Source organism: Cellulomonas palmilytica (assembly GCF_021590045.1).
Classification (GTDB): Bacteria; Actinomycetota; Actinomycetes; order Actinomycetales; family Cellulomonadaceae; genus Cellulomonas; species Cellulomonas palmilytica.
Window position 1 is genome coordinate 1,671,246 of sequence record NZ_CP062221.1, and the last position, 18,197, is coordinate 1,689,442.

Here is an 18,197-nt window from a genome sequence, read left to right on the forward strand (position 1 = left end):
GGTGCCGCGGGTGCGACGTCAGGACGCGAACGAGTCCGCGACCTGCTGCAGGTGCGCGACGTAGCGCGTCCACTCGTCGGCGTCCTGGTCGGGCAGGTTCAGCGCCCCGGGGCGCAGGCCGGCAGCACCGTCGACGAGCTCGCGCACGATGTCCGCGTGCCCCGCGTGCCGGCTCACCTCGGTGGCGACGTGGACGACGACGTGCCGCAGCGTGACCGAACCCCGAGCCGCCGACCACCACGGCACGCGCCCGACCGTGTCGAGCGGGGCCGTGCCGACGAGCTCGTCCGCGAACTCCCACACGTCCCGGTACAGGCCGAGCACCGACTCCAGCGACTCGTCGACGTCGGCCCACATGTCCGCGTTCGCGGGCGCGTCGTCGGCCAGCCACGGCAGCTCGGGCCCCGGCCAGCGTCGCCCGAACACCTCCCCGAAGTACCCGATCTCGACGCCCGCGCAGTGCTTCACCAGCCCGAGCAGGTTGGTCCCGGTCGGGGTCAGCGGCCGGCGCGCGTCGCGTTCGGACAACCCGTCGAGCTTCCACACGAGCGACCGGCGCGCGTGGTGCAGGTACTCCTGGAGCACGCCGCGCTCGTCGAGCACTCCGCCCGGAGCCGTGGTGCCGTCCGTCATCGGTCCTCCAGCGGTGCTCCTGCGTCCTCGCGGTTGCCGCCTCCCACAGTGGCGCGCCTTCCCCCTCGGCGCACGCGGGGGCACGATGGTCCCGACGTGACGGGACGAGGGGGACCGATGGTCGACGAGGCGCTGGGGGCGCGGGTGCGTGCCGCCCTCGAGGACCACCTCGCGGGGCTCGGGCACGCGGGGGCGGACGACGAGCACGCGGTCACCGAGAAGCGCATGTTCGGCGGGCTCGCGTTCCTGCTCGGCGGGCGCATGGCGGTCGTCGTGAGCACGCGCTCCGGCGGGCTCATGGTGCGCGTCCCGCTCGAGGAGCGCGGTGCGCTCCTGGCGGGCGCAGGGGTGCGGCCGATGCGGATGCGCGGCTCGGACCTGCGCGGCTGGGTCGTGGTCGACACGGCCGAGCTCGCCGACGACGACGTGCTGCGGCACTGGGTCGAGGTCGGCGTGCGGACCGCGGCGGCGGCGCCTGTGCGCTGACGCCGGTGTTCTGACGCCCGTGTGCTGACCCGGGTGTGCTGACGCCGCACGCGCTCGGGCGATGCCCCGCGCTCGCGGGTGGGATACCGGGCGGTCAGCGAGTGCCGCGCGCGGCCGCGAGGGCCGCGCGGTAGGCGCGCTCGACCTCGTCCGCGATCCGCGGCGTGTCGAACCGCGCCGCCGCGACACGCTGGCGCTGCGCGACCTCGGCCCGCCCGTCCGGGTCGTCGACCCACCGGGCAAGCACGCGCGCGAACGTCGCGGTGTCGGACGGGTCGAGGAGCTGGCGCTCGAGGCCGGCCATCGTCGTGCGGTAGCCGGGGTTGTCGCCCGCGAGCACCACCCCGCGCGCGGCGGCGAGCGCCTCGACCACGGAGATGCCGAAGCTCTCCCCGCCCGTGGACGGCAGCGCGACGACGTCCGCGTCGGCCAGGAGCGCGGCCTTGTCCTCCTCGGCGACGAAGCCGGGCAGGTCGACGTTGGTCAGCCCCTCGCGCGCCACGGTCGCCGCGAGCTCGTCGTGCAGCGGCCCGCGGCCCGCGATCGTGAGCGTCCAGTCGTCCCGCGTGCCCGCGCGCGCCATGGCGACCGCCGCGTCGAGCAGCTCGCGCGGGCCCTTGCGCGGCACGAGCCGCCCGAGGAAGACGATGCGCACCGGGCGGTCCGCGCGCGCCTCGTCGGCGGCCGGCGGGAACCGCGTGACGTCGACGGGGTTGCCCAGCACCGCCGTCGGCACCCGGAACGTCGCGTGCGCGAACCGCGCCGCCGCCTCGGACGTCGCGAACACGTGCCGGAACCGCCGCAGGCGCCGCCGCTCGAGCAGCCCGAGCGCGCGCGTGCCCGCGCTCACCCACCAGGAGTGCGGGTAGATGTGGAACGTCCCGACGACGGCGGTGCCGGACGCGGCGGCCGACACGACGCGGCCCGCGAGGACGGGGGAGTACGGCATCTGCACGTGCAGCACGTCGAACGGCACGCGCGCCAGCAGGTCGCGCACCTGGGCGCGCGACGCGGGCAGCGGCGTGTTGAGGCGGTTGCCGTTGAACGTCACGCCCACGTTGCGTCCGACGACGTGCAGCGGCAGGTCCGTGCGCCGCGTCGTGGACGCGACGTAGTGCACGTCGTGGCCGCGGCGCGTGAGCTCGGCGCCGAGCGTCAGCACGTACTGCTGCACGCCGTCGGGGCGGTCGAGGTCGTCGTCGATCACGAGACCGACGACGAGGCGGCGGTCGTCGTCACGGGGACCAGCAGCAGGCGGCACCCCGGCATCCTAGGGACTGCACCCGGACGGGACCGCACGGGGAAGATTTCTGGGGACGGACGGGTTCTGGCACAATGGTCCGTTGGTCTGCGGTTCACCCGCGCGCGTCCGCGTCGGGACCCGGAGACACCCCACCAAGGAGATCCCCGTGAAGTCTGACATCCACCCGGAGTACGTGGTCACCGAGGTCACGTGCACCTGCGGCAGCACGTTCGTCACCCGCAGCACCGTGACGAGCGGCAAGATCCACGCCGACGTCTGCAGCGCCTGCCACCCGTTCTACACGGGCAAGCAGAAGATCCTCGACACCGGCGGCCGCGTGGCCCGGTTCGAGGCCCGCTACGGCAAGAAGGCCAACTAGCACCCTCGCAGCGCCGGTGCCTCGGCGCGGACGACTGCCCTCCATGGCAGTGTCCGCACCGGGCACCGGCGCTGCTGCATTACCCGAGGTCTCGACCCGACCCCGCCGACCCACGCAAGGAGACGCCGTGAGCGAGCAGTTCGCCGCCGCGCAGGCGCTGCTCGCCGAGCACGCGCAGATCGAGGCGCAGCTCGCCGACCCCGCGGTGCACGCCGACGCGTCGCGCGCCCGCCAGCTCGGACGCCGGTACGCGGAGCTCGGCCGCGTCGCGCACGCGTACGAGGCGTGGCGCAGCGCGTCCGGCGACGCGCAGGCCGCCGCCGAGCTCGCGGAGCAGGACGCGGCGTTCGCCGCCGAGCTGCCCGCGCTGCGGGAGGCTGCCGACGCCGCGGCCGCCCGGCTGCGCGAGGTGCTCATCCCGCGCGACCCCGACGACGCGCGCGACGTGATCCTCGAGATCAAGGCCGGCGAGGGCGGCGAGGAGTCCGCGCTGTTCGCGGGCGACCTGCTGCGCATGTACACGCGGTACGCCGAGCGCATGGGCTGGTCGACGCAGGTGCTCGAGTCCACACCGTCGGACCTGGGCGGCGTCAAGGACGTGCACGTCGCGGTCAAGGCGCGCGGTGCCGTCGCGCCCGAGGACGGCGTGTGGGCCCACCTGAAGTACGAGGGCGGCGTGCACCGCGTGCAGCGCGTGCCCGTCACCGAGTCGGCGGGGCGCATCCACACGTCCGCCGCGGGCGTGCTCGTCCTGCCCGAGGCGGAGGACGAGGGCGAGGTCGAGATCGACCAGAACGACCTGCGGATCGACGTGTACCGCTCGTCCGGTCCCGGCGGGCAGTCGGTCAACACCACGGACTCCGCGGTGCGCATCACGCACCTGCCGACGGGCATCGTCGTGTCGATGCAGAACGAGAAGTCCCAGCTGCAGAACCGTGAGCAGGCGATGCGCGTGCTGCGCGCGCGGCTGCTGGCGGCCCGCCAGGAGGAGAGCGCCGCGGCGGCCAGCGAGGCCCGGCGCAGCCAGGTGCGCACCGTCGACCGCTCCGAGCGGATCCGCACCTACAACTTCCCCGAGAACCGGATCGCGGACCACCGCACGGGCTACAAGGCGTACAACCTCGACGCGGTGCTCGCGGGCGACCTCGGGCCGGTCATCGCCTCGGCGATCGAGGCCGACGAGGCCGCGCGGCTCGCCGAGGCGGGCGCGTGAGCGCGGGCCCGTTCGACGCCGCGGCGACCCGTACGCCCGGCGTGCGCACGCTCGTCGAGGCCGCCGTGCGCGTGCTCGACGAGGCGGGCGTGCCCTCGCCGCGTGTCGACGCCGTCGCGCTCGCCGCCCACGCGCTCGGGCGTGACCGCCTCGAGCTCGCGCTCGCCCCCGACCCCGCGCCGGCGGGGTTCGTCGAGGAGTTCGCCGCGCTCGTCGACCGGCGGCGTGGGCGCGAGCCGCTGCAGCACATCGTCGGGCACACCGCGTTCCGGTACCTCACGCTGCGCGTCGAGCCCGGCGTGTTCGTGCCGCGCCCCGAGACCGAGGTCGTCGCGCAGGTCGCGGTCGACGAGGCCGCGCGCCTCGTCGGCGCGGGAGCGCGCCCGGTCGTCGTCGACCTGTGCTGCGGGACGGGCGCGATCGCGCTGTCGGTCGCCACCGAGGTGCCCGGCGCGCGGGTCGTCGCGGTGGACCTGTCGACCGGGGCCGTCGAACTCACGCGGGCGAACGCCGCCGCGGCCGGGGCGGCTGGGCTGCGCGTCGAGCAGGGCGACGTGCGCGAGCCCGGGCTGCTCGCGGACCTCGTGGGGACGGTCGACGTGCTCGTCTCCAACCCGCCGTACGTGCCGCCCGACGCGGTGCCGCGCGAGCCCGAGGTCCGCGACCACGACCCCGACCTCGCGCTCTACGGCGGTGGCGCCGACGGGCTCGACGTGCCGCGCGCCGTGATCGCCGCGGCGTGCCGCCTCCTCGTGCCCGGTGGGCTGCTCGTCATGGAGCACGCCGAGGTGCAGGACGCGCAGGCGCGTGCCGCGGCCGCCGAGACCGGCGCGTTCGTCGAGATCGCCACCCGGCCGGACCTCACCGGTCGGCCCCGGATGCTCGTCGCTCGTCGGAACCCGGGTCCGCACGTGGAAGGATCGCACCCGTGACTGCGCGCACCCTGTCCGCCCACGACCCGGCGACGTGGGGACCGGCGATCGACGAGGCGGTGGACGTCGTCGCGAACGGCGGGCTCGTCGTCCTGCCGACCGACACCGTCTACGGCATCGGCGCCGACGCGTTCTCGCCGCCCGCCGTGCAGGCGCTGCTCGACGCCAAAGGCCGTGGCCGGCAGATGCCGCCGCCCGTCCTCATCGGGGACGTGCGCACGCTCGACGGCCTCGCGACCGACGTCACCGCGCACACGCGCCTGCTCGCCGAGCGGTTCTGGCCCGGCGGCCTGACGATCGTCGTGCGCGCGCAGCCGTCCCTCGCGTGGGACCTGGGCGAGACGCACGGCACCGTCGCGCTGCGCGTGCCCGACCACCCGGCTGCGCGCGCCCTGCTGCGCCGCACCGGCCCGATGGCGGTCTCCAGCGCGAACCGCACCGGGCAGGACGCCGCGCTCACCGCGGCCGAGGCCTACCGGATGCTGGGCGACCGCGTGCGCGTGTACCTCGATGCGGGCGAGTCACCCGGCCAGGTGTCCTCGACGATCGTCGACGCGACCGGCCCCGAGCTGCGCGTCCTGCGGCAGGGGGCGATCTCGCTGGAGGCGCTCAACGAGGTCGCGCCCGTGCGCGGCACGGACGGTCGACTGCCCGGCGAGCCCGACGAGGCTGTGTCCGACGAGGCTGTGTCCGACGAGGCTGGGTCCGACGAGGCTGTGCCCGGGGGCGCCGCGACGGGGGACGGTGCCGTCGGGTGAGGGTCTACCTGCTCGTCGGCCTCATCGCGGCCGCGGTCGCCTACCTCATGACGCCGCTCGCCCGGTGGTGCGCGTTGCGCTGGGGCGCGATCACCGCGGTGCGCGACCGGGACGTGCACGCCGTGCCGACGCCCCGACTCGGGGGGCTCGCGATGTTCCTCGGCGTCGTCGTCACGATCGTCATGGCCGGCCGCCTGCCGTTCCTCGAGGGCGTGTACGACAACCCGCGCGCGCTCGTCGGGATCGTCGGGGGAGCGGGGCTCGTCGTCGCGCTCGGCGTCGCCGACGACATCTGGGACCTCGACTGGCTGACCAAGCTCATGGGGCAGGTGCTCGCCGCGGGGTTCCTCGCATGGCAGGGCGTGCAGCTCTACCAGCTGCCGATCGGCGGGGTCACCGTGAGCTCCGGCCGCATGTGGACGTTCCTCACCATCGTGATCGTGGTGGTCGCCATGAACGCCGTGAACTTCGTCGACGGGCTCGACGGCCTCGCCGCGGGTGTGCTGGCGATCGGCGGCGGCGCGTTCTTCCTGTACTGCTACCTGCTCACGCGCGCGACGTCGGGCGACTACGCGAGCCTGTCCGCGCTCGTCCTCGCCGCGCTCGTGGGCGCGTGCGTCGGGTTCCTGCCGCACAACCTCTACCCCGCGCGCATCTTCATGGGGGACTCGGGCTCGATGCTGCTCGGGTTCGTCCTCGCCGCGGCCGCGATCATCGTGACGGGGCAGATCGACCCCGAGCAGGTCTCCCGCCGGCAGTCGTTCCCCGCGTTCCTGCCGATCCTGCTGCCCATCGCGGTGCTGCTCCTGCCGCTGCTCGACATGGGGCTCGCGATCATCCGACGCACCATCCAAGGCAAGTCCCCGTTCCACCCCGACCGCCTGCACCTGCACCACCGGCTGCTCGCGCTCGGGCACAGCCACCGTCGCGCGGTGGCCATCATGTACGTGTGGACGGCCGTCTTCGCCTACGGCGTGGGCGCACTCGTCCTGTTCTCGACGGCGACCGTGCTGTGGATCTTCGCCGCAGCCGTCGTCGTCGCCGTCCTGCTGACCATCGGGCCGCTGCGCGGCCGGTCGCACCGCACCACACCGGTAGGAACCGCATGAGCGAGCCCACGAGCCCCGACCACGACGACGCGACGACCACCCCCTCGTCGTCGTCCCCCGACGCAGGCGTGCACCACGACAGCTCGGCCGAGGACGTGTTCCGCACGTCGCTGCGCACCATGCTGTGGCTGCTCGGCGCGCTGCTGGTGCTGGGTGTCGGCATCGGGTGGCTCGTCGCGGGCGCGGCGGGCGTGTGGGGCGCGTTGATCGGCGTGGGCCTCGCGCTCGTGTTCTCGGGCACGACGGTCGTCGCGATGTTGCGTACCGCACACTCCAGCGCGCAGACCATGGCGGCCGTCGTCATGGGGACGTGGCTCGCGAAGGTGGTCGTCGTGATCGCCGTGCTCGCGATCCTGCGGGGGCAGGACTTCTACTCGCGCGGCATCCTTGCGACCGTCCTGCTCGTGGGCGTGCTGGGCTCGGCGTACCTCGACTACCGGGCCGTCACGCGGGCCCGCATGCCCTACGTGGAGCCCGCGCAGGGGACGGACCGCGACACCACGCCGTGAGCCGCGAATCGTAGGACGACAGTCCCGGACGACGGCCTTCGGAGGGTCCTGGATAGGTTAGGCTTCCTCCGACCCGACGGCCCAGCGTCGAATGGCGTGCCCGCGAGGACGCGGCCCCCGACGCAGACGACCTCCAGGAGCGCACCCTGTCCAGCCTTGCGACCCTCCTGCCACTCGCGTCCGACGAGGGAGGCAACGGCTTCCACGCGCCGTCGATCGCGGACTTCTTCCCGGCACCCGTGCTGTGGGAGGGGACGATCTTCGAGTTCAACCGGATCCAGCTGATCCGGATCGTGGCCGCCGTCGCGATCACGCTGCTGTTCGTGCTCGTCGCACGCCGCGCGCGCCTCGTCCCGGGCCGTGTCCAGGGCGTCGTCGAGATGGGCCTCGACTTCGTGCGCGTCCAGATCGGCGAGCAGATCCTCGGCAAGGAGCGCGCGCGCCAGTACGTGCCGCTCCTGACGACGATGTTCTTCGCGATCCTCGCGTTCAACCTCACGTCCGTCGTCCCCGGCTTCAACATGGCGGGCACCGCGCTGATGGGGCTGCCGCTGCTGCTGGCCGTGTGGGCCTACGTCCGCTACCTGTGGGCCGGCGTGAGCGAGCACGGCGTGGGCGGCTTCCTCAAGATGAGCCTGTTCCCGCCCGGCGTGCCGTGGTTCATGTACGTGCTGCTGACGCCGATCGAGTTCCTGACGGTGTTCATCATCCGCCCTGCCACGCTGGCCATCCGACTCATGGCGAACATGGTCGCGGGCCACCTGATGCTGGTGCTCTGCTTCTCGGCGACGCAGTACTTCCTGTTCGACGCCGAGGGTCTGATGAAGTCGTTCGGGGCGCTCACGTTCGTCGCGGGCCTCGCGATGACGCTCTTCGAGATGTTCGTCGGCGCGCTGCAGGCCTACATCTTCGTCGTGCTGACGGCCGTCTACATCAGCCTGTCCGTCGAGCACGAGCACTGACACACCCGCACCACCCACCCCGGGGCCCGGCGCCCCACCCCACGAACGAGTAGCCGACCGACCGGTCGGGTACCCAACGGAAGGAACGAGCAACCGTGGCTCTTGCGGAGACCATCCTCGCAGCCGAGAACGCCGTCTCGGGCAACCTCGCGACCGTCGGCTACGGCCTTGCGGTCATCGGCCCGGGTATCGGCCTGGGCATCCTGATCGGCAAGACCATCGAGGGCATCGCCCGCCAGCCCGAGGTCGCCGGCCAGCTGCGTACCACCATGTTCATCGGTATCGGCTTCGTCGAGGTCCTCGGCCTCCTCGGCCTCATCACCGGGTTCCTCTTCCCGTGAGCGGCGCCGCGATCACCGCGGCTGTCCTGACGGCCGCGGAGAGCTCGGAGGCACCCGACGGGATCCAGCTCCTCCTGCCCGAGCCCTACGACATCTTCTGGTCGGCCGTCGTCCTGCTGATCATCGCCGTCCCGTTCTTCAGGTTCGCCCTCCCGGCCCTGCAGAAGGTGCTGGACGAGCGGACCGAGAAGATCGAGGGCGGGCTGGCCAAGGCCGAGCTGGCCCAGGCCGAGGCGGCTGCGGCACTCGACGAGTACCACCAGCAGCTCGCCGAGGCCCGCGCCGAGGCCGCGCGCATCCGTGAGGACGCGCGCACCGAGGGCGGCCAGATCGTCGCCGAGCTGCGTGCTCGCGCCCAGGACGAGGCCGCGCGCATCGCCGAGACCGCGCAGCGCCAGATCGAGGCCGAGCGTCAGCAGGCCGCGGTGCAGCTGCGCACCGACGTCGGCGCGCTCGCGACCGAGCTCGCGTCCAAGATCGTCGGTGAGTCGCTCGAGGACGAGGTGCGGCGCTCGCGCGTCGTCGACCGGTTCCTCGACGAGCTCGAGGCGACCACGGCGACGAGCGGCAAGGGGGCCTGATGCGCGGGACCTCTCGCGCGTCGCTGGCGGCGGTCGAGGAGCGGTTCGAGCCGGTTCTCACCGCCGCCGGGGCACAGGCGTCCGACCTGGGCGAGCAGCTGTTCGCGCTCGTCGACGCGCTCGACTCCTCCGGTTCGCTGCGTCGCGTGCTCGGCGACCCCTCGGTCGAGGGCGAGGCCAAGGCCACGCTCGCCGGCCGGCTCCTGGCGTCGGCCGACCCCCGGGTCGTCGCCGTCGCGCAGGACGCGGTGCGCCAGCGCTGGTCGGCGGACGCCGACCTGGCGGAGGCGCTCGAGCGGCTCGGCTTCATCGCCGTCGTCGCGCGTGCCGAGAACGAGGGCACGCTCGCGGACGTCGAGGACGAGCTGTTCCGGCTCACGCGTGCGCTCGCCGGGCAGCGCGAGGTCCGTCAGACGCTGTTCGACGCCTCGATCCCGGGCGCGGCGCGTGCCGACCTCGTGGACCGGATCCTCGCGGGCCGCGGCAACGCCGTGACCGCGATCATCGCGCGTCGTGCCGCCGCCGCCCCGCGCGGCCGGCGCTACGTGGCCACGCTCGGCCGCATCGCGGACCTCATCGCCGAGCGCCGCCGCCGTGAGGTCGCGACGGTCACCAGCGCGACCGAGCTCAGCGGCCCGCAGCGCGAGCGCCTGGCGCAGATCCTGCAGCAGGCGTACGGCCGCGAGGTGCAGCTCAACGTGATCGTGGACCCGCACGTGCTCGGTGGTCTGCGCATCCAGGTCGGTGCGCAGGTCGTCGACTCGACCGTGCTGTCCCGCCTCGCCGACGCCCGACGACGACTCGCCGGCTGAACCGGCACCCCAGAACGCTGAGCCTGCTCCGGCAGGCCCATGACAGGAGAGAGCAATGGCTGAGCTGACGATCCGGCCGGACGAGATCCGCGCCGCGCTGGACAGCTTCGTGAAGAGCTACGAGCCCACGGGCGCCGTCGCGGAAGAGGTCGGCCGTGTGACCCTGGCGGGCGACGGCATCGCGCAGGTCGAGGGCCTTCCGGGCGCGATGGCGAACGAGCTGCTGCGCTTCGAGGACGGCACGCTCGGCCTCGCGCTCAACCTCGACGTGCGTGAGATCGGCGTCGTCGTGCTGGGCGAGTTCTCCGGCATCGAGGAGGGCCAGGAGGTCCGCCGCACGGGCGAGGTCCTCTCGGTGCCCGTCGGTGACGGCTACCTCGGCCGCGTGGTCGACCCGCTCGGCCAGCCGATCGACGGCCTGGGCGAGATCGAGACCGAGGCGCGCCGCGCGCTCGAGCTCCAGGCGCCGGGCGTCATGGCCCGCAAGTCGGTGCACGAGCCGCTGCAGACCGGCATCAAGGCGATCGACTCGATGATCCCGATCGGCCGTGGCCAGCGTCAGCTGATCATCGGCGACCGCCAGACCGGCAAGACGGCGATCGCGATCGACACGATCATCAACCAGAAGGCGAACTGGGAGACCGGCGACCCGAGCAAGCAGGTCCGCTGCATCTACGTCGCGATCGGCCAGAAGGGCTCGACCATCGCCTCGGTGCGCGGCGCGCTCGAGGAGGCCGGCGCGCTGGAGTACACGACGATCGTCGCCGCCCCGGCGTCCGACCCGGCGGGCTTCAAGTACCTCGCGCCCTACACCGGCTCGGCCATCGGCCAGCACTGGATGTACGGCGGCAAGCACGTCCTCATCGTGTTCGACGACCTGTCGAAGCAGGCCGAGGCCTACCGTGCCGTGTCGCTCCTCCTGCGTCGCCCGCCGGGCCGTGAGGCGTACCCCGGTGACGTCTTCTACCTGCACTCCCGCCTGCTCGAGCGTTGCGCGAAGCTCTCCGACGAGCTCGGCGCGGGCTCGATGACGGGTCTGCCGGTCATCGAGACGAAGGCGAACGACGTCTCGGCGTACATCCCGACGAACGTCATCTCGATCACCGACGGTCAGATCTTCCTGCAGTCGGACCTGTTCAACGCGGACCAGCGTCCCGCGGTCGACGTCGGCATCTCGGTGTCGCGCGTCGGTGGCGCGGCCCAGGTCAAGGCCATGAAGCAGGTCTCCGGGACGCTCAAGCTGGACCTCGCGCAGTTCCGCTCGCTCGAGGCGTTCGCGATGTTCGCGTCCGACCTCGACGCGACGTCGCGCGCCCAGCTGGCCCGTGGTTCGCGCCTGACCGAGCTGCTCAAGCAGCCCCAGTACACGCCGTACCCGGTCGAGGACCAGGTCGCGTCGATCTGGGCTGGCACGAAGGGCCACCTGGACGACGTGCCGATCGAGGACGTCAAGCGGTTCGAGTCCGAGCTGCTGGACCACCTGCGTCGGAACACCGAGGTGCTGTCGACGATCGCCTCGACGGGCAAGCTCGACGACGAGACCGAGACGACGCTCGCGTCCGCCGTCGAGCAGTTCCGCTCGGGCTTCCTCAAGTTCGACGGCACGCCGCTCGTCGGCGGTGCCGAGGAGGACGCCGAGGTCGAGGTCGAGCAGGAGCAGATCGTCCGGCAGAAGAAGGCCTGAGCATGGCCGGTTCGCAGCGCGTCTACAAGCAGCGCATCAAGTCCACCCAGTCGCTCAAGAAGATGTTCCGGGCGCAGGAGCTCATCGCTGCGTCCCGCATCGGCAAGGCTCGCGACCGGGTGGCCCTGGCGTCGCCGTACTCGCGGGCGATCACGCGTGCCGTCTCGGCCGTGGCCACGCACTCGGACGTGACGCACCCGTTCCTCGCGACGCGGACCGACACGAACCGTGTGGCCGTCCTGCTCGTCGCGTCGGACCGCGGTATGGCGGGCGCCTACTCGGCGACCGTCATCCGCGAGACGGAGCGGCTCATCGAGCAGCTGCGCGAGGAGGGCCGCGAGGTCGACCTCTACGTCTCGGGCCGTCGTGCGGTCAGCTTCTACACGTTCCGCCAGCGCGAGCTGGCGGGGCAGTGGATCGGCCAGTCCGACGCGCCGCAGCTCGAGACCGCGCGGGAGATCGCCGACACGCTCCTCGAGCGGTTCGGTGCTCCCGCCGACGAGGGCGGCGTCGCCGAGGTGCACGTCGTCTACACGCAGTTCGTCAACATGGTCACGCAGCGGCCCCGGGTCATCCGGCTCCTGCCGCTCGAGGTGGTCGAGGGCGTCGCCCCGGCCGGTGACGGCGGCCCGCTGCCGCTGTACGACTTCGAGCCGGACGCCGAGACGGTCCTCGACGCGCTGCTGCCGCGGTACTTCCGGGCACGGATCTTCGCGAGCCTCCTGCAGGCCGCGGCGTCCGAGCTCGCCGCGCGCCAGCGGGCGATGCACACCGCGACCGACAACGCGGAGGACCTCATCCGCACGTACACCCGACTGGCCAACCAGGCCCGTCAGGGCGAGATCACGCAGGAGATCAGCGAGATCGTGTCGGGCGCCGACGCGCTCGCCTCGGCCTCCTGAGCCACGACCGACCGAAGACCACGCCGGGGTCGACCACCCCGGGACGAGAAAGCAGGCCAGACATGACCGCCACCACCGTCGACGAGACGGCCGCCGCCGCCGGCACGCCCGGCGTCGGTCGCGTCGCCCGCGTCATCGGCCCCGTCGTGGACATCGAGTTCCCGGCGGACCAGATCCCCGAGATCTACAACGCCCTCACGGTCGACATCGACCTGTCGAGCCAGGGCGAGGGCGAGGGCGAGGGCACGCTGCGCATGACGCTCGAGGTCGCGCAGCACCTCGGCGACTCGCTCGTGCGCGCCATCGCGCTCAAGCCGACGGACGGCCTCGTCCGCGGCGCGCAGGTGACCGACACCGGTGCCCCGATCTCGGTGCCCGTCGGCGACGTCACCAAGGGCAAGGTCTTCAACGTCACGGGTGACGTGCTGAACCTCGCCGAGGGCGAGACGTTCGAGGTCACCGAGCGGTGGCCCATCCACCGCAAGCCCCCGGCCTTCGACCAGCTCGAGTCGAAGACGCAGATGTTCGAGACCGGCATCAAGGTCATCGACCTGCTCACGCCGTACGTGCAGGGCGGGAAGATCGGCCTGTTCGGTGGTGCGGGTGTCGGCAAGACGGTCCTCATCCAGGAGATGATCCAGCGCGTCGCGCAGGACCACGGTGGTGTGTCGGTGTTCGCCGGTGTCGGCGAGCGCACGCGTGAGGGCAACGACCTCATCGTCGAGATGGAGGAGGCGGGCGTCTTCGACAAGACGGCCCTCGTCTTCGGCCAGATGGACGAGCCGCCGGGCACGCGTCTGCGCGTGGCCCTCTCGGCGCTGACGATGGCGGAGTACTTCCGCGACGTGCAGAACCAGGACGTGCTGCTCTTCATCGACAACATCTTCCGGTTCACGCAGGCCGGTTCCGAGGTGTCGACGCTGCTCGGCCGCATGCCGTCCGCCGTGGGTTACCAGCCGAACCTGGCGGACGAGATGGGCCTCCTGCAGGAGCGCATCACCTCGACGCGTGGTCACTCGATCACGTCGCTGCAGGCCATCTACGTGCCCGCGGACGACTACACCGACCCGGCCCCGGCGACGACGTTCGCGCACCTCGACGCGACGACGGAGCTCAGCCGTGAGATCGCCTCGCGCGGTCTGTACCCCGCGGTCGACCCGCTCGCCTCGACGAGCCGCATCCTCGACCCGCGCTACGTGGGCCAGGAGCACTACGACGTCGCGACGCAGGTGAAGTCGATCCTGCAGCGCAACAAGGAGCTCCAGGACATCATCGCGATCCTCGGTGTCGACGAGCTGTCGGAGGAGGACAAGACCGTCGTCGCGCGGGCGCGTCGCATCCAGCAGTTCCTGTCGCAGAACACGTACATGGCCGAGAAGTTCACGGGCGTCGTCGGCTCGACGGTGCCGGTGGCCGAGACGGTCGAGGCGTTCAAGAAGATCGCGGCCGGCGAGTTCGACCACATCGCGGAGCAGGCGTTCTTCAACATCGGTGGTCTCGAGGACCTCGAGAAGAACTGGGCCCGCATCCAGAAGGAGTACGGGGTCTGATGGCGGCCGCTCTCGAGGTCGACCTGGTCGACGCGGTGGGCAAGGTCTGGTCGGGCAAGGCCCGCCAGGTGTCTGCCCCCGCGGCCGACGGGGAGATCGGCATCCTCGCGGGGCACACGCCGATCCTGTCGGTGCTCCGCGCGGGCGAGCTGCGTGTGCGCACGGACGACGCGGGCGTGCTCTCGTGGCACGTCGACGGCGGGTTCCTGTCCGTCGACTCCGACACCGTCACGATCGTCGTCGACGCGCTGAGCGACCCGACGTCCTCCTCCCACTGAGGCCGGTCGCGTGCGCGGGGGGCTCGTCGTCGCGGTCGTGACGGTGGTGCTGCTCGCGCTCGTCGCCTCGCTCTGGCTCTCGCGACGGCACACGTTGGACCGCCGCGTGGGTTCCTTCCGCTGCGCGCTGCGCCACGGCACCCGCTGGCCGGGTGGCGTGGCGCAGTACGGCGCCGCGGCGTTCTACTGGTGGCGCTCGTGGTCGCTGGCCCCGCGCCCCGCCAGGCGGTGGGAGCGCGAGTCGCTCACGATCGTCGCCAAGCGCCAGGCCGACGTGCCCGGCGCTGCGGGTCAGCTCGTCGTGACGTGCCGCGCCCGGTCCGACGCGCAGCCGGTCGAGTTCGAGCTGCTGCTGTCCGCGGACGCGTACGCGGGCCTGACCTCCTGGATCGAGGCGACGCCGTCGCGCGTCGGCTCGGTCTTCTGACCCGTCGCCCGGCCCTCGGGCCGGGCTCGTCCCTCTCGTCCCGGAGGATCCTCGCGTGCGTCTGGTCGTCGCGTCCTGCGCCGCCCGCTACACGGGCCGGCTCTCGGCGCACCTGCCGCGGGCGACGCGGCTGCTCGTGGTCAAGGCCGACGGCAGCGTGCTGCTGCACTCCGACGGCGGCTCGTACAAGCCGCTGAACTGGATGAGCCCCCCGTGCTCGCTCGCCGTCGCGGAGCCGGACGACGAGTCGCGCGCGGCCGGCGTCACGCAGGTGTGGACGGTGCAGCACCAGAAGTCCGACGACCGGCTCGAGATCGAGCTGTTCGACGTGCTGCACGACAGCGCGCACGAGCTCGGTGTGGACCCCGGGCTCGTCAAGGACGGCGTCGAGGCGCACCTGCAGGAGCTCCTGGCCGCGCAGATCGGTCTGCTCGGTGACGGGCACGTGCTGGTGCGCCGCGAGTACCCGACGGCGATCGGCCCGGTGGACATCCTCGCCAAGGACCCGACGGGCGGCTCGGTCGCGGTCGAGATCAAGCGACGTGGCGACATCGACGGCGTCGAGCAGCTCACGCGGTACCTGGAGCTGCTCAACCGCGACCCGCTGCTGGCGCCCGTGCGCGGGGTGTTCGCGGCGCAGGAGATCAAGCCGCAGGCGCGGGTGCTCGCGACGGACCGCGGCATCGCCTGCCTGACGCTGGACTACGACGCGATGCGCGGCGTCGACGACGTCGACTCGCGGCTGTTCTGAGCCCGCGGTGGGCCGTTGCGCGTGCCTCGCGTCACGTGCCGAGGCCTTCCCCCGCCACGGCGCAGCCCGCCATGATGGGCGGCATGACGAGGACGACTCCTGAGGTCGACGTCCGACGCGCGGCAGCGGTCGTGTGGCGCGCACTCGTGCTGTCCTGGGTGATCGGCGCAATACTTCTTCTCGGCGCGGGGAGCGGCGGGTTCGGCCTGACGGTCGTGTCGGTGGCGGTGTCCGTCGCGGCGGTGCCGGTGCTCCTGGTCGGGGGCACGGCGTCGATGCTCGTCGAGCACCGGCTCGCGGGCGCCCGGTCGGCGGTGCGGGCGGCCGTCTACGCGCCGATCGGTGCGGTGGTGGCGTTCGCGTCCGCGGCGCTGGTCATGCAGTCCGGGTCGGCCTCGTGGCTCGGGCTGTGGATCGCGGCCGTCGGCGCGGTGTCGGCGTCGGGCGCGTCCGTCTGGGCGGACTGGTCGCGTCGGCGCGGCTTGGCCCGCCGTGCGGTCCACCCGGCGGTGCTCGGGGCCTGACGCCCGACGCCCGACGAGGCCGCGACCGGGCCCGGCGTCCCGGGCGACGGTGCTCGGGTGGGGGAGAATGGCGGCGTGAGCGACCTCCCCGACTCCGAGATCCTGCTGCGCGGCCGGGTGGTCACGCCGACCGACGTCCTCGAGGACGGTCTCCTCGTCACGCGTGGTGCGACGATCGCGTGGATCGGCCCGGCGGACGAGGCTCCCGCGCCGTGGAACGAGCGGCTGCCGGAGACCTCGGACGACACGGTGCTGCCGGGGCTCGTCGACCTGCACTGCCACGGCGGTGGCGGCGCGAGCTTCCCGGACGCGACGACACCGCAGGAGGTCGCGGCGGCCGCGGACGAGCACCTGCGGCACGGCACGACGTCGCTCGTCGCGTCGTTGGTGACCGCGCCGCGGGACGTGCTGCTGGCCCGTACCGCGCTGCTCGCGGACGCGGCGGACGCGGGGGTGGTCGCGGGCATCCACCTGGAGGGCCCGTTCCTGTCGCACGCGCGCTGCGGTGCGCAGAACCCGGGTGACATGCTGCCGGGCGACCCGGCGCTCGTGGACGCCGTGGTGCAGGCCGCGCGCGGGCACCTGGTGACGATGACGGTGGCGCCCGAGGTGGCCGGCGTGCACTCGACCGACGGGGACGAGGACGACGACGTGCTGGCCGCCCTGGTGCGCGGCGGCGCGCTGCCGTCGGTCGGTCACACGGACGCGAGCGCGGCTCAGGTGGAGGCGGCGGTCGACCGCGCGTTCGACCTGCTCGCCGCGGACCCGGCGGCGCGCTCGGGCCGACCGACCGCGACGCACCTGTTCAACGGCATGCGCCCGGTCCACCACCGCGACCCGGGGCCGGTCCTGGCGTGCCTGGCGGCCGCGGCGCGCGGCGAGCTGGTCGTCGAGCTCGTGGCGGACGGGACGCACCTGGATCCCGCGACGGTGGTGTCGGTGTTCGACCTGGTCGGCGCGGACGCGGTCGCGCTCGTGACGGACGCGATGGCGGCGGCGGGCATGGCGGACGGCGACTACCAGCTCGGCCCGATGGCGGTGCGGGTGGCGGAGGGGGTCGCGCGGATCGTCGACGGCGACGGTGAGCCGGGCGCGATCGCCGGGGGTGTCGCGCACCTGCTGGACGTGGTCCGGGCGACCGTGGACGCGGGGGTCCCGGTCGTGGACGCGGTACGCGCGGCGTCGCTGACGCCCGCGTCGGTGCTGGGGCTGCGGGACGTGGGCGGCCTGGTGGCCGGGCTGCGCGCCGACGTGCTCGTCGTGGACGGCGACCTGCGCCCGCAGCTCGTGCTGCGGGCGGGCGTGCCGGTCGGCTGACCGGCCGTCAGGCGGCGGGACGCTGCTCGGGGACGGAGCCGAGCGTCGTGGTCGCCGGCGCGGGCGCGGCCGGCTGCGCGGGTGCCGGCTCGTCGGCGGTGAGGTCCTTGACCTCGCTCTTGAAGATCCGCAGCGACTGGCCGACCCCGCGCGCGAGCTCGGGCAGCTTGTTCGCGCCGAACAGCAGCACGAGCACGGCCACGAGGATGACGATGTGCCAGGCGGACAGGTTTCGCAGCACGGGACTCTCCAGACTCGGGGCTTCGTCGTCGAAGCGCTTCAACGCCTCATCGTCGCGGAGGATGTCCGATCCGTCAAACATCGGCCGTCCGCACCGCTATTGACGGGTTCAACGGCCCGGCGTTCAATCGAATCGCCTCGAACGACCGACGTCGGTGTCGGTCCCGACGAAGGGGGAGCGCGATGGGCGCGACCGTCCCGTACATCACCGTGCACGACGCGAGGGCGGCGCTGGACTTCTACGCCGCGGCGTTCGGCGCGACCGTCGGCGAGCGGTACGACGACGAGGACGGCCGGGTCGGGCATGCCGAGCTCGACATCCACGGCGCGCCCGTCTACGTGTCCGACGAGTACCCCGACTACGGCGCCTACGCACCGCGCACCCTCGGCGGGCGGTCGAGCGCGGCGGTCGTGGTGTCGGTCCCGGACGTGGACGCGACGTACGCCGACGCGCTGCGGGCCGGCGCGACGCAGGACCGACCGCCCGCCGACATGCCCGGCGGTGGTCGCGGGGGCTGGCTCGTCGATCCCTACGGGCACCGCTGGCTGGTGCGCAGCTCCTGACC

At 73.1% G+C, this 18,197-nt stretch carries 23 protein-coding genes; 20 read left to right on the top strand and 3 right to left on the bottom strand.

Translation table 11 applies throughout. From position 1 onward, the window contains the following. Positions 1–18: 18 nt before the first annotated feature. Positions 19–633, bottom strand: coding sequence for a DinB family protein (locus F1D97_RS07735; protein WP_236123253.1), 615 nt, complete (start codon positions 631–633; stop codon positions 19–21). A gap of 117 nt (positions 634–750) precedes the next feature. Here F1D97_RS07735 and F1D97_RS07740 point away from each other — a divergent pair, with 117 nt between their 5' ends. After that, the gene (locus F1D97_RS07740; protein WP_236123254.1) at positions 751–1,119 is read left to right on the top strand and encodes a TfoX/Sxy family protein; all 369 of its coding nucleotides are present in this window, start codon (positions 751–753) and stop codon (positions 1,117–1,119) included. A gap of 94 nt (positions 1,120–1,213) precedes the next feature. Here F1D97_RS07740 and F1D97_RS07745 read toward each other — a convergent pair whose 3' ends face one another. Beyond that, complete coding sequence (locus tag F1D97_RS07745; protein ID WP_236123255.1) at positions 1,214–2,380, bottom strand: glycosyltransferase family 4 protein; 1,167 nt, start codon at positions 2,378–2,380, stop codon at positions 1,214–1,216. Positions 2,381–2,528: 148 nt separating this feature from the next. Here F1D97_RS07745 and rpmE point away from each other — a divergent pair, with 148 nt between their 5' ends. From rpmE to F1D97_RS07835, 18 genes are all read left to right on the top strand, one after another. Next, on the top strand, positions 2,529–2,741 hold the full coding sequence (rpmE, locus tag F1D97_RS07750) for a 50S ribosomal protein L31 (protein ID WP_048342972.1): 213 nt from the start codon (positions 2,529–2,531) through the stop codon (positions 2,739–2,741). A 127-nt stretch (positions 2,742–2,868) separates the two neighbouring features. After that, positions 2,869–3,954: a peptide chain release factor 1 gene (prfA, locus tag F1D97_RS07755; RefSeq protein ID WP_236123256.1), complete on the top strand. Its 1,086-nt coding sequence runs from the start codon at positions 2,869–2,871 to the stop codon at positions 3,952–3,954. Next, a complete protein-coding gene (gene prmC, locus F1D97_RS07760; RefSeq protein ID WP_255701590.1) occupies positions 3,951–4,886 on the top strand; it encodes a peptide chain release factor N(5)-glutamine methyltransferase in 936 nt (311 codons plus the stop codon). Before prfA ends, prmC begins: the two co-directional genes overlap by 4 nt. Continuing rightward, a complete protein-coding gene (locus F1D97_RS07765; protein WP_236123257.1) occupies positions 4,883–5,644 on the top strand; it encodes an L-threonylcarbamoyladenylate synthase in 762 nt (253 codons plus the stop codon). The genes prmC and F1D97_RS07765 overlap by 4 nt, the downstream gene beginning before the upstream one ends. Continuing rightward, complete coding sequence (locus F1D97_RS07770; protein ID WP_236123258.1) at positions 5,641–6,753, top strand: MraY family glycosyltransferase; 1,113 nt, start codon at positions 5,641–5,643, stop codon at positions 6,751–6,753. Before F1D97_RS07765 ends, F1D97_RS07770 begins: the two co-directional genes overlap by 4 nt. After that, complete coding sequence (locus F1D97_RS07775) at positions 6,750–7,262, top strand: hypothetical protein (RefSeq protein WP_236123259.1); 513 nt, start codon at positions 6,750–6,752, stop codon at positions 7,260–7,262. The genes F1D97_RS07770 and F1D97_RS07775 overlap by 4 nt, the downstream gene beginning before the upstream one ends. Before the next feature lie 167 nt (positions 7,263–7,429). Next, a complete protein-coding gene (gene atpB, locus F1D97_RS07780; protein WP_396022584.1) occupies positions 7,430–8,224 on the top strand; it encodes a F0F1 ATP synthase subunit A in 795 nt (264 codons plus the stop codon). 95 nt (positions 8,225–8,319) lie between these two features. Further along, positions 8,320–8,565 (top strand): ATP synthase F0 subunit C, encoded by a 246-nt coding sequence (atpE, locus tag F1D97_RS07785; protein WP_317618973.1) that lies wholly within the window; start codon positions 8,320–8,322, stop codon positions 8,563–8,565. After that, entirely contained in the window at positions 8,562–9,146 is a 585-nt protein-coding gene (locus tag F1D97_RS07790) for a F0F1 ATP synthase subunit B (protein ID WP_236123260.1), read from the top strand. Before atpE ends, F1D97_RS07790 begins: the two co-directional genes overlap by 4 nt. Beyond that, on the top strand, positions 9,146–9,958 hold the full coding sequence (locus tag F1D97_RS07795) for a F0F1 ATP synthase subunit delta (protein ID WP_236123261.1): 813 nt from the start codon (positions 9,146–9,148) through the stop codon (positions 9,956–9,958). The genes F1D97_RS07790 and F1D97_RS07795 overlap by 1 nt, the downstream gene beginning before the upstream one ends. 55 nt (positions 9,959–10,013) lie before the next feature. Next, a complete protein-coding gene (gene atpA / locus F1D97_RS07800; protein WP_236123262.1) occupies positions 10,014–11,642 on the top strand; it encodes a F0F1 ATP synthase subunit alpha in 1,629 nt (542 codons plus the stop codon). A gap of 2 nt (positions 11,643–11,644) precedes the next feature. Then, on the top strand, positions 11,645–12,544 hold the full coding sequence (locus tag F1D97_RS07805; protein ID WP_236123263.1) for a F0F1 ATP synthase subunit gamma: 900 nt from the start codon (positions 11,645–11,647) through the stop codon (positions 12,542–12,544). 62 nt (positions 12,545–12,606) lie between these two features. Next, entirely contained in the window at positions 12,607–14,094 is a 1,488-nt protein-coding gene (gene atpD / locus F1D97_RS07810; RefSeq protein WP_236123264.1) for a F0F1 ATP synthase subunit beta, read from the top strand. Then, the gene (locus F1D97_RS07815) at positions 14,094–14,372 is read left to right on the top strand and encodes a F0F1 ATP synthase subunit epsilon (protein ID WP_236123265.1); all 279 of its coding nucleotides are present in this window, start codon (positions 14,094–14,096) and stop codon (positions 14,370–14,372) included. The genes atpD and F1D97_RS07815 overlap by 1 nt, the downstream gene beginning before the upstream one ends. A 10-nt stretch (positions 14,373–14,382) precedes the next feature. Further along, positions 14,383–14,799: a DUF2550 domain-containing protein gene (locus tag F1D97_RS07820; RefSeq protein WP_236123266.1), complete on the top strand. Its 417-nt coding sequence runs from the start codon at positions 14,383–14,385 to the stop codon at positions 14,797–14,799. Between the two features lie 55 nt (positions 14,800–14,854). Continuing rightward, positions 14,855–15,550 (top strand): endonuclease NucS, encoded by a 696-nt coding sequence (gene nucS, locus F1D97_RS07825; protein ID WP_236123267.1) that lies wholly within the window; start codon positions 14,855–14,857, stop codon positions 15,548–15,550. Positions 15,551–15,633: 83 nt separating this feature from the next. After that, on the top strand, positions 15,634–16,074 hold the full coding sequence (locus F1D97_RS07830; RefSeq protein WP_236123268.1) for a hypothetical protein: 441 nt from the start codon (positions 15,634–15,636) through the stop codon (positions 16,072–16,074). A gap of 75 nt (positions 16,075–16,149) precedes the next feature. Then, on the top strand, positions 16,150–17,391 hold the full coding sequence (locus F1D97_RS07835; RefSeq protein WP_236123269.1) for an N-acetylglucosamine-6-phosphate deacetylase: 1,242 nt from the start codon (positions 16,150–16,152) through the stop codon (positions 17,389–17,391). A 7-nt stretch (positions 17,392–17,398) separates the two neighbouring features. Here the strand turns inward: F1D97_RS07835 and tatA are convergent, their stop codons facing one another. After that, positions 17,399–17,632, bottom strand: coding sequence for a Sec-independent protein translocase subunit TatA (gene tatA / locus F1D97_RS07840; RefSeq protein WP_236123270.1), 234 nt, complete (start codon positions 17,630–17,632; stop codon positions 17,399–17,401). A 182-nt stretch (positions 17,633–17,814) separates the two neighbouring features. Here tatA and F1D97_RS07845 point away from each other — a divergent pair, with 182 nt between their 5' ends. Further along, positions 17,815–18,195: a VOC family protein gene (locus F1D97_RS07845; protein WP_236123271.1), complete on the top strand. Its 381-nt coding sequence runs from the start codon at positions 17,815–17,817 to the stop codon at positions 18,193–18,195. Positions 18,196–18,197 lie beyond the last annotated feature (2 nt).

Coding starts and splice junctions, on each gene's coding strand:
- F1D97_RS07805 (WP_236123263.1), top strand. CDS start 11,645: ATGGCCGGTTCGCAGCGCGTCTACAAGCAGCGCATCAAGTCCACCCAG.
- F1D97_RS07735 (WP_236123253.1), bottom strand. CDS start 633: ATGACGGACGGCACCACGGCTCCGGGCGGAGTGCTCGACGAGCGCGGC.
- F1D97_RS07830 (WP_236123268.1), top strand. CDS start 15,634: ATGACGAGGACGACTCCTGAGGTCGACGTCCGACGCGCGGCAGCGGTC.
- F1D97_RS07795 (WP_236123261.1), top strand. CDS start 9,146: ATGCGCGGGACCTCTCGCGCGTCGCTGGCGGCGGTCGAGGAGCGGTTC.
- F1D97_RS07740 (WP_236123254.1), top strand. CDS start 751: ATGGTCGACGAGGCGCTGGGGGCGCGGGTGCGTGCCGCCCTCGAGGAC.
- atpA (WP_236123262.1), top strand. CDS start 10,014: ATGGCTGAGCTGACGATCCGGCCGGACGAGATCCGCGCCGCGCTGGAC.
- F1D97_RS07815 (WP_236123265.1), top strand. CDS start 14,094: ATGGCGGCCGCTCTCGAGGTCGACCTGGTCGACGCGGTGGGCAAGGTC.
- atpD (WP_236123264.1), top strand. CDS start 12,607: ATGACCGCCACCACCGTCGACGAGACGGCCGCCGCCGCCGGCACGCCC.
- F1D97_RS07845 (WP_236123271.1), top strand. CDS start 17,815: ATGGGCGCGACCGTCCCGTACATCACCGTGCACGACGCGAGGGCGGCG.
- F1D97_RS07775 (WP_236123259.1), top strand. CDS start 6,750: ATGAGCGAGCCCACGAGCCCCGACCACGACGACGCGACGACCACCCCC.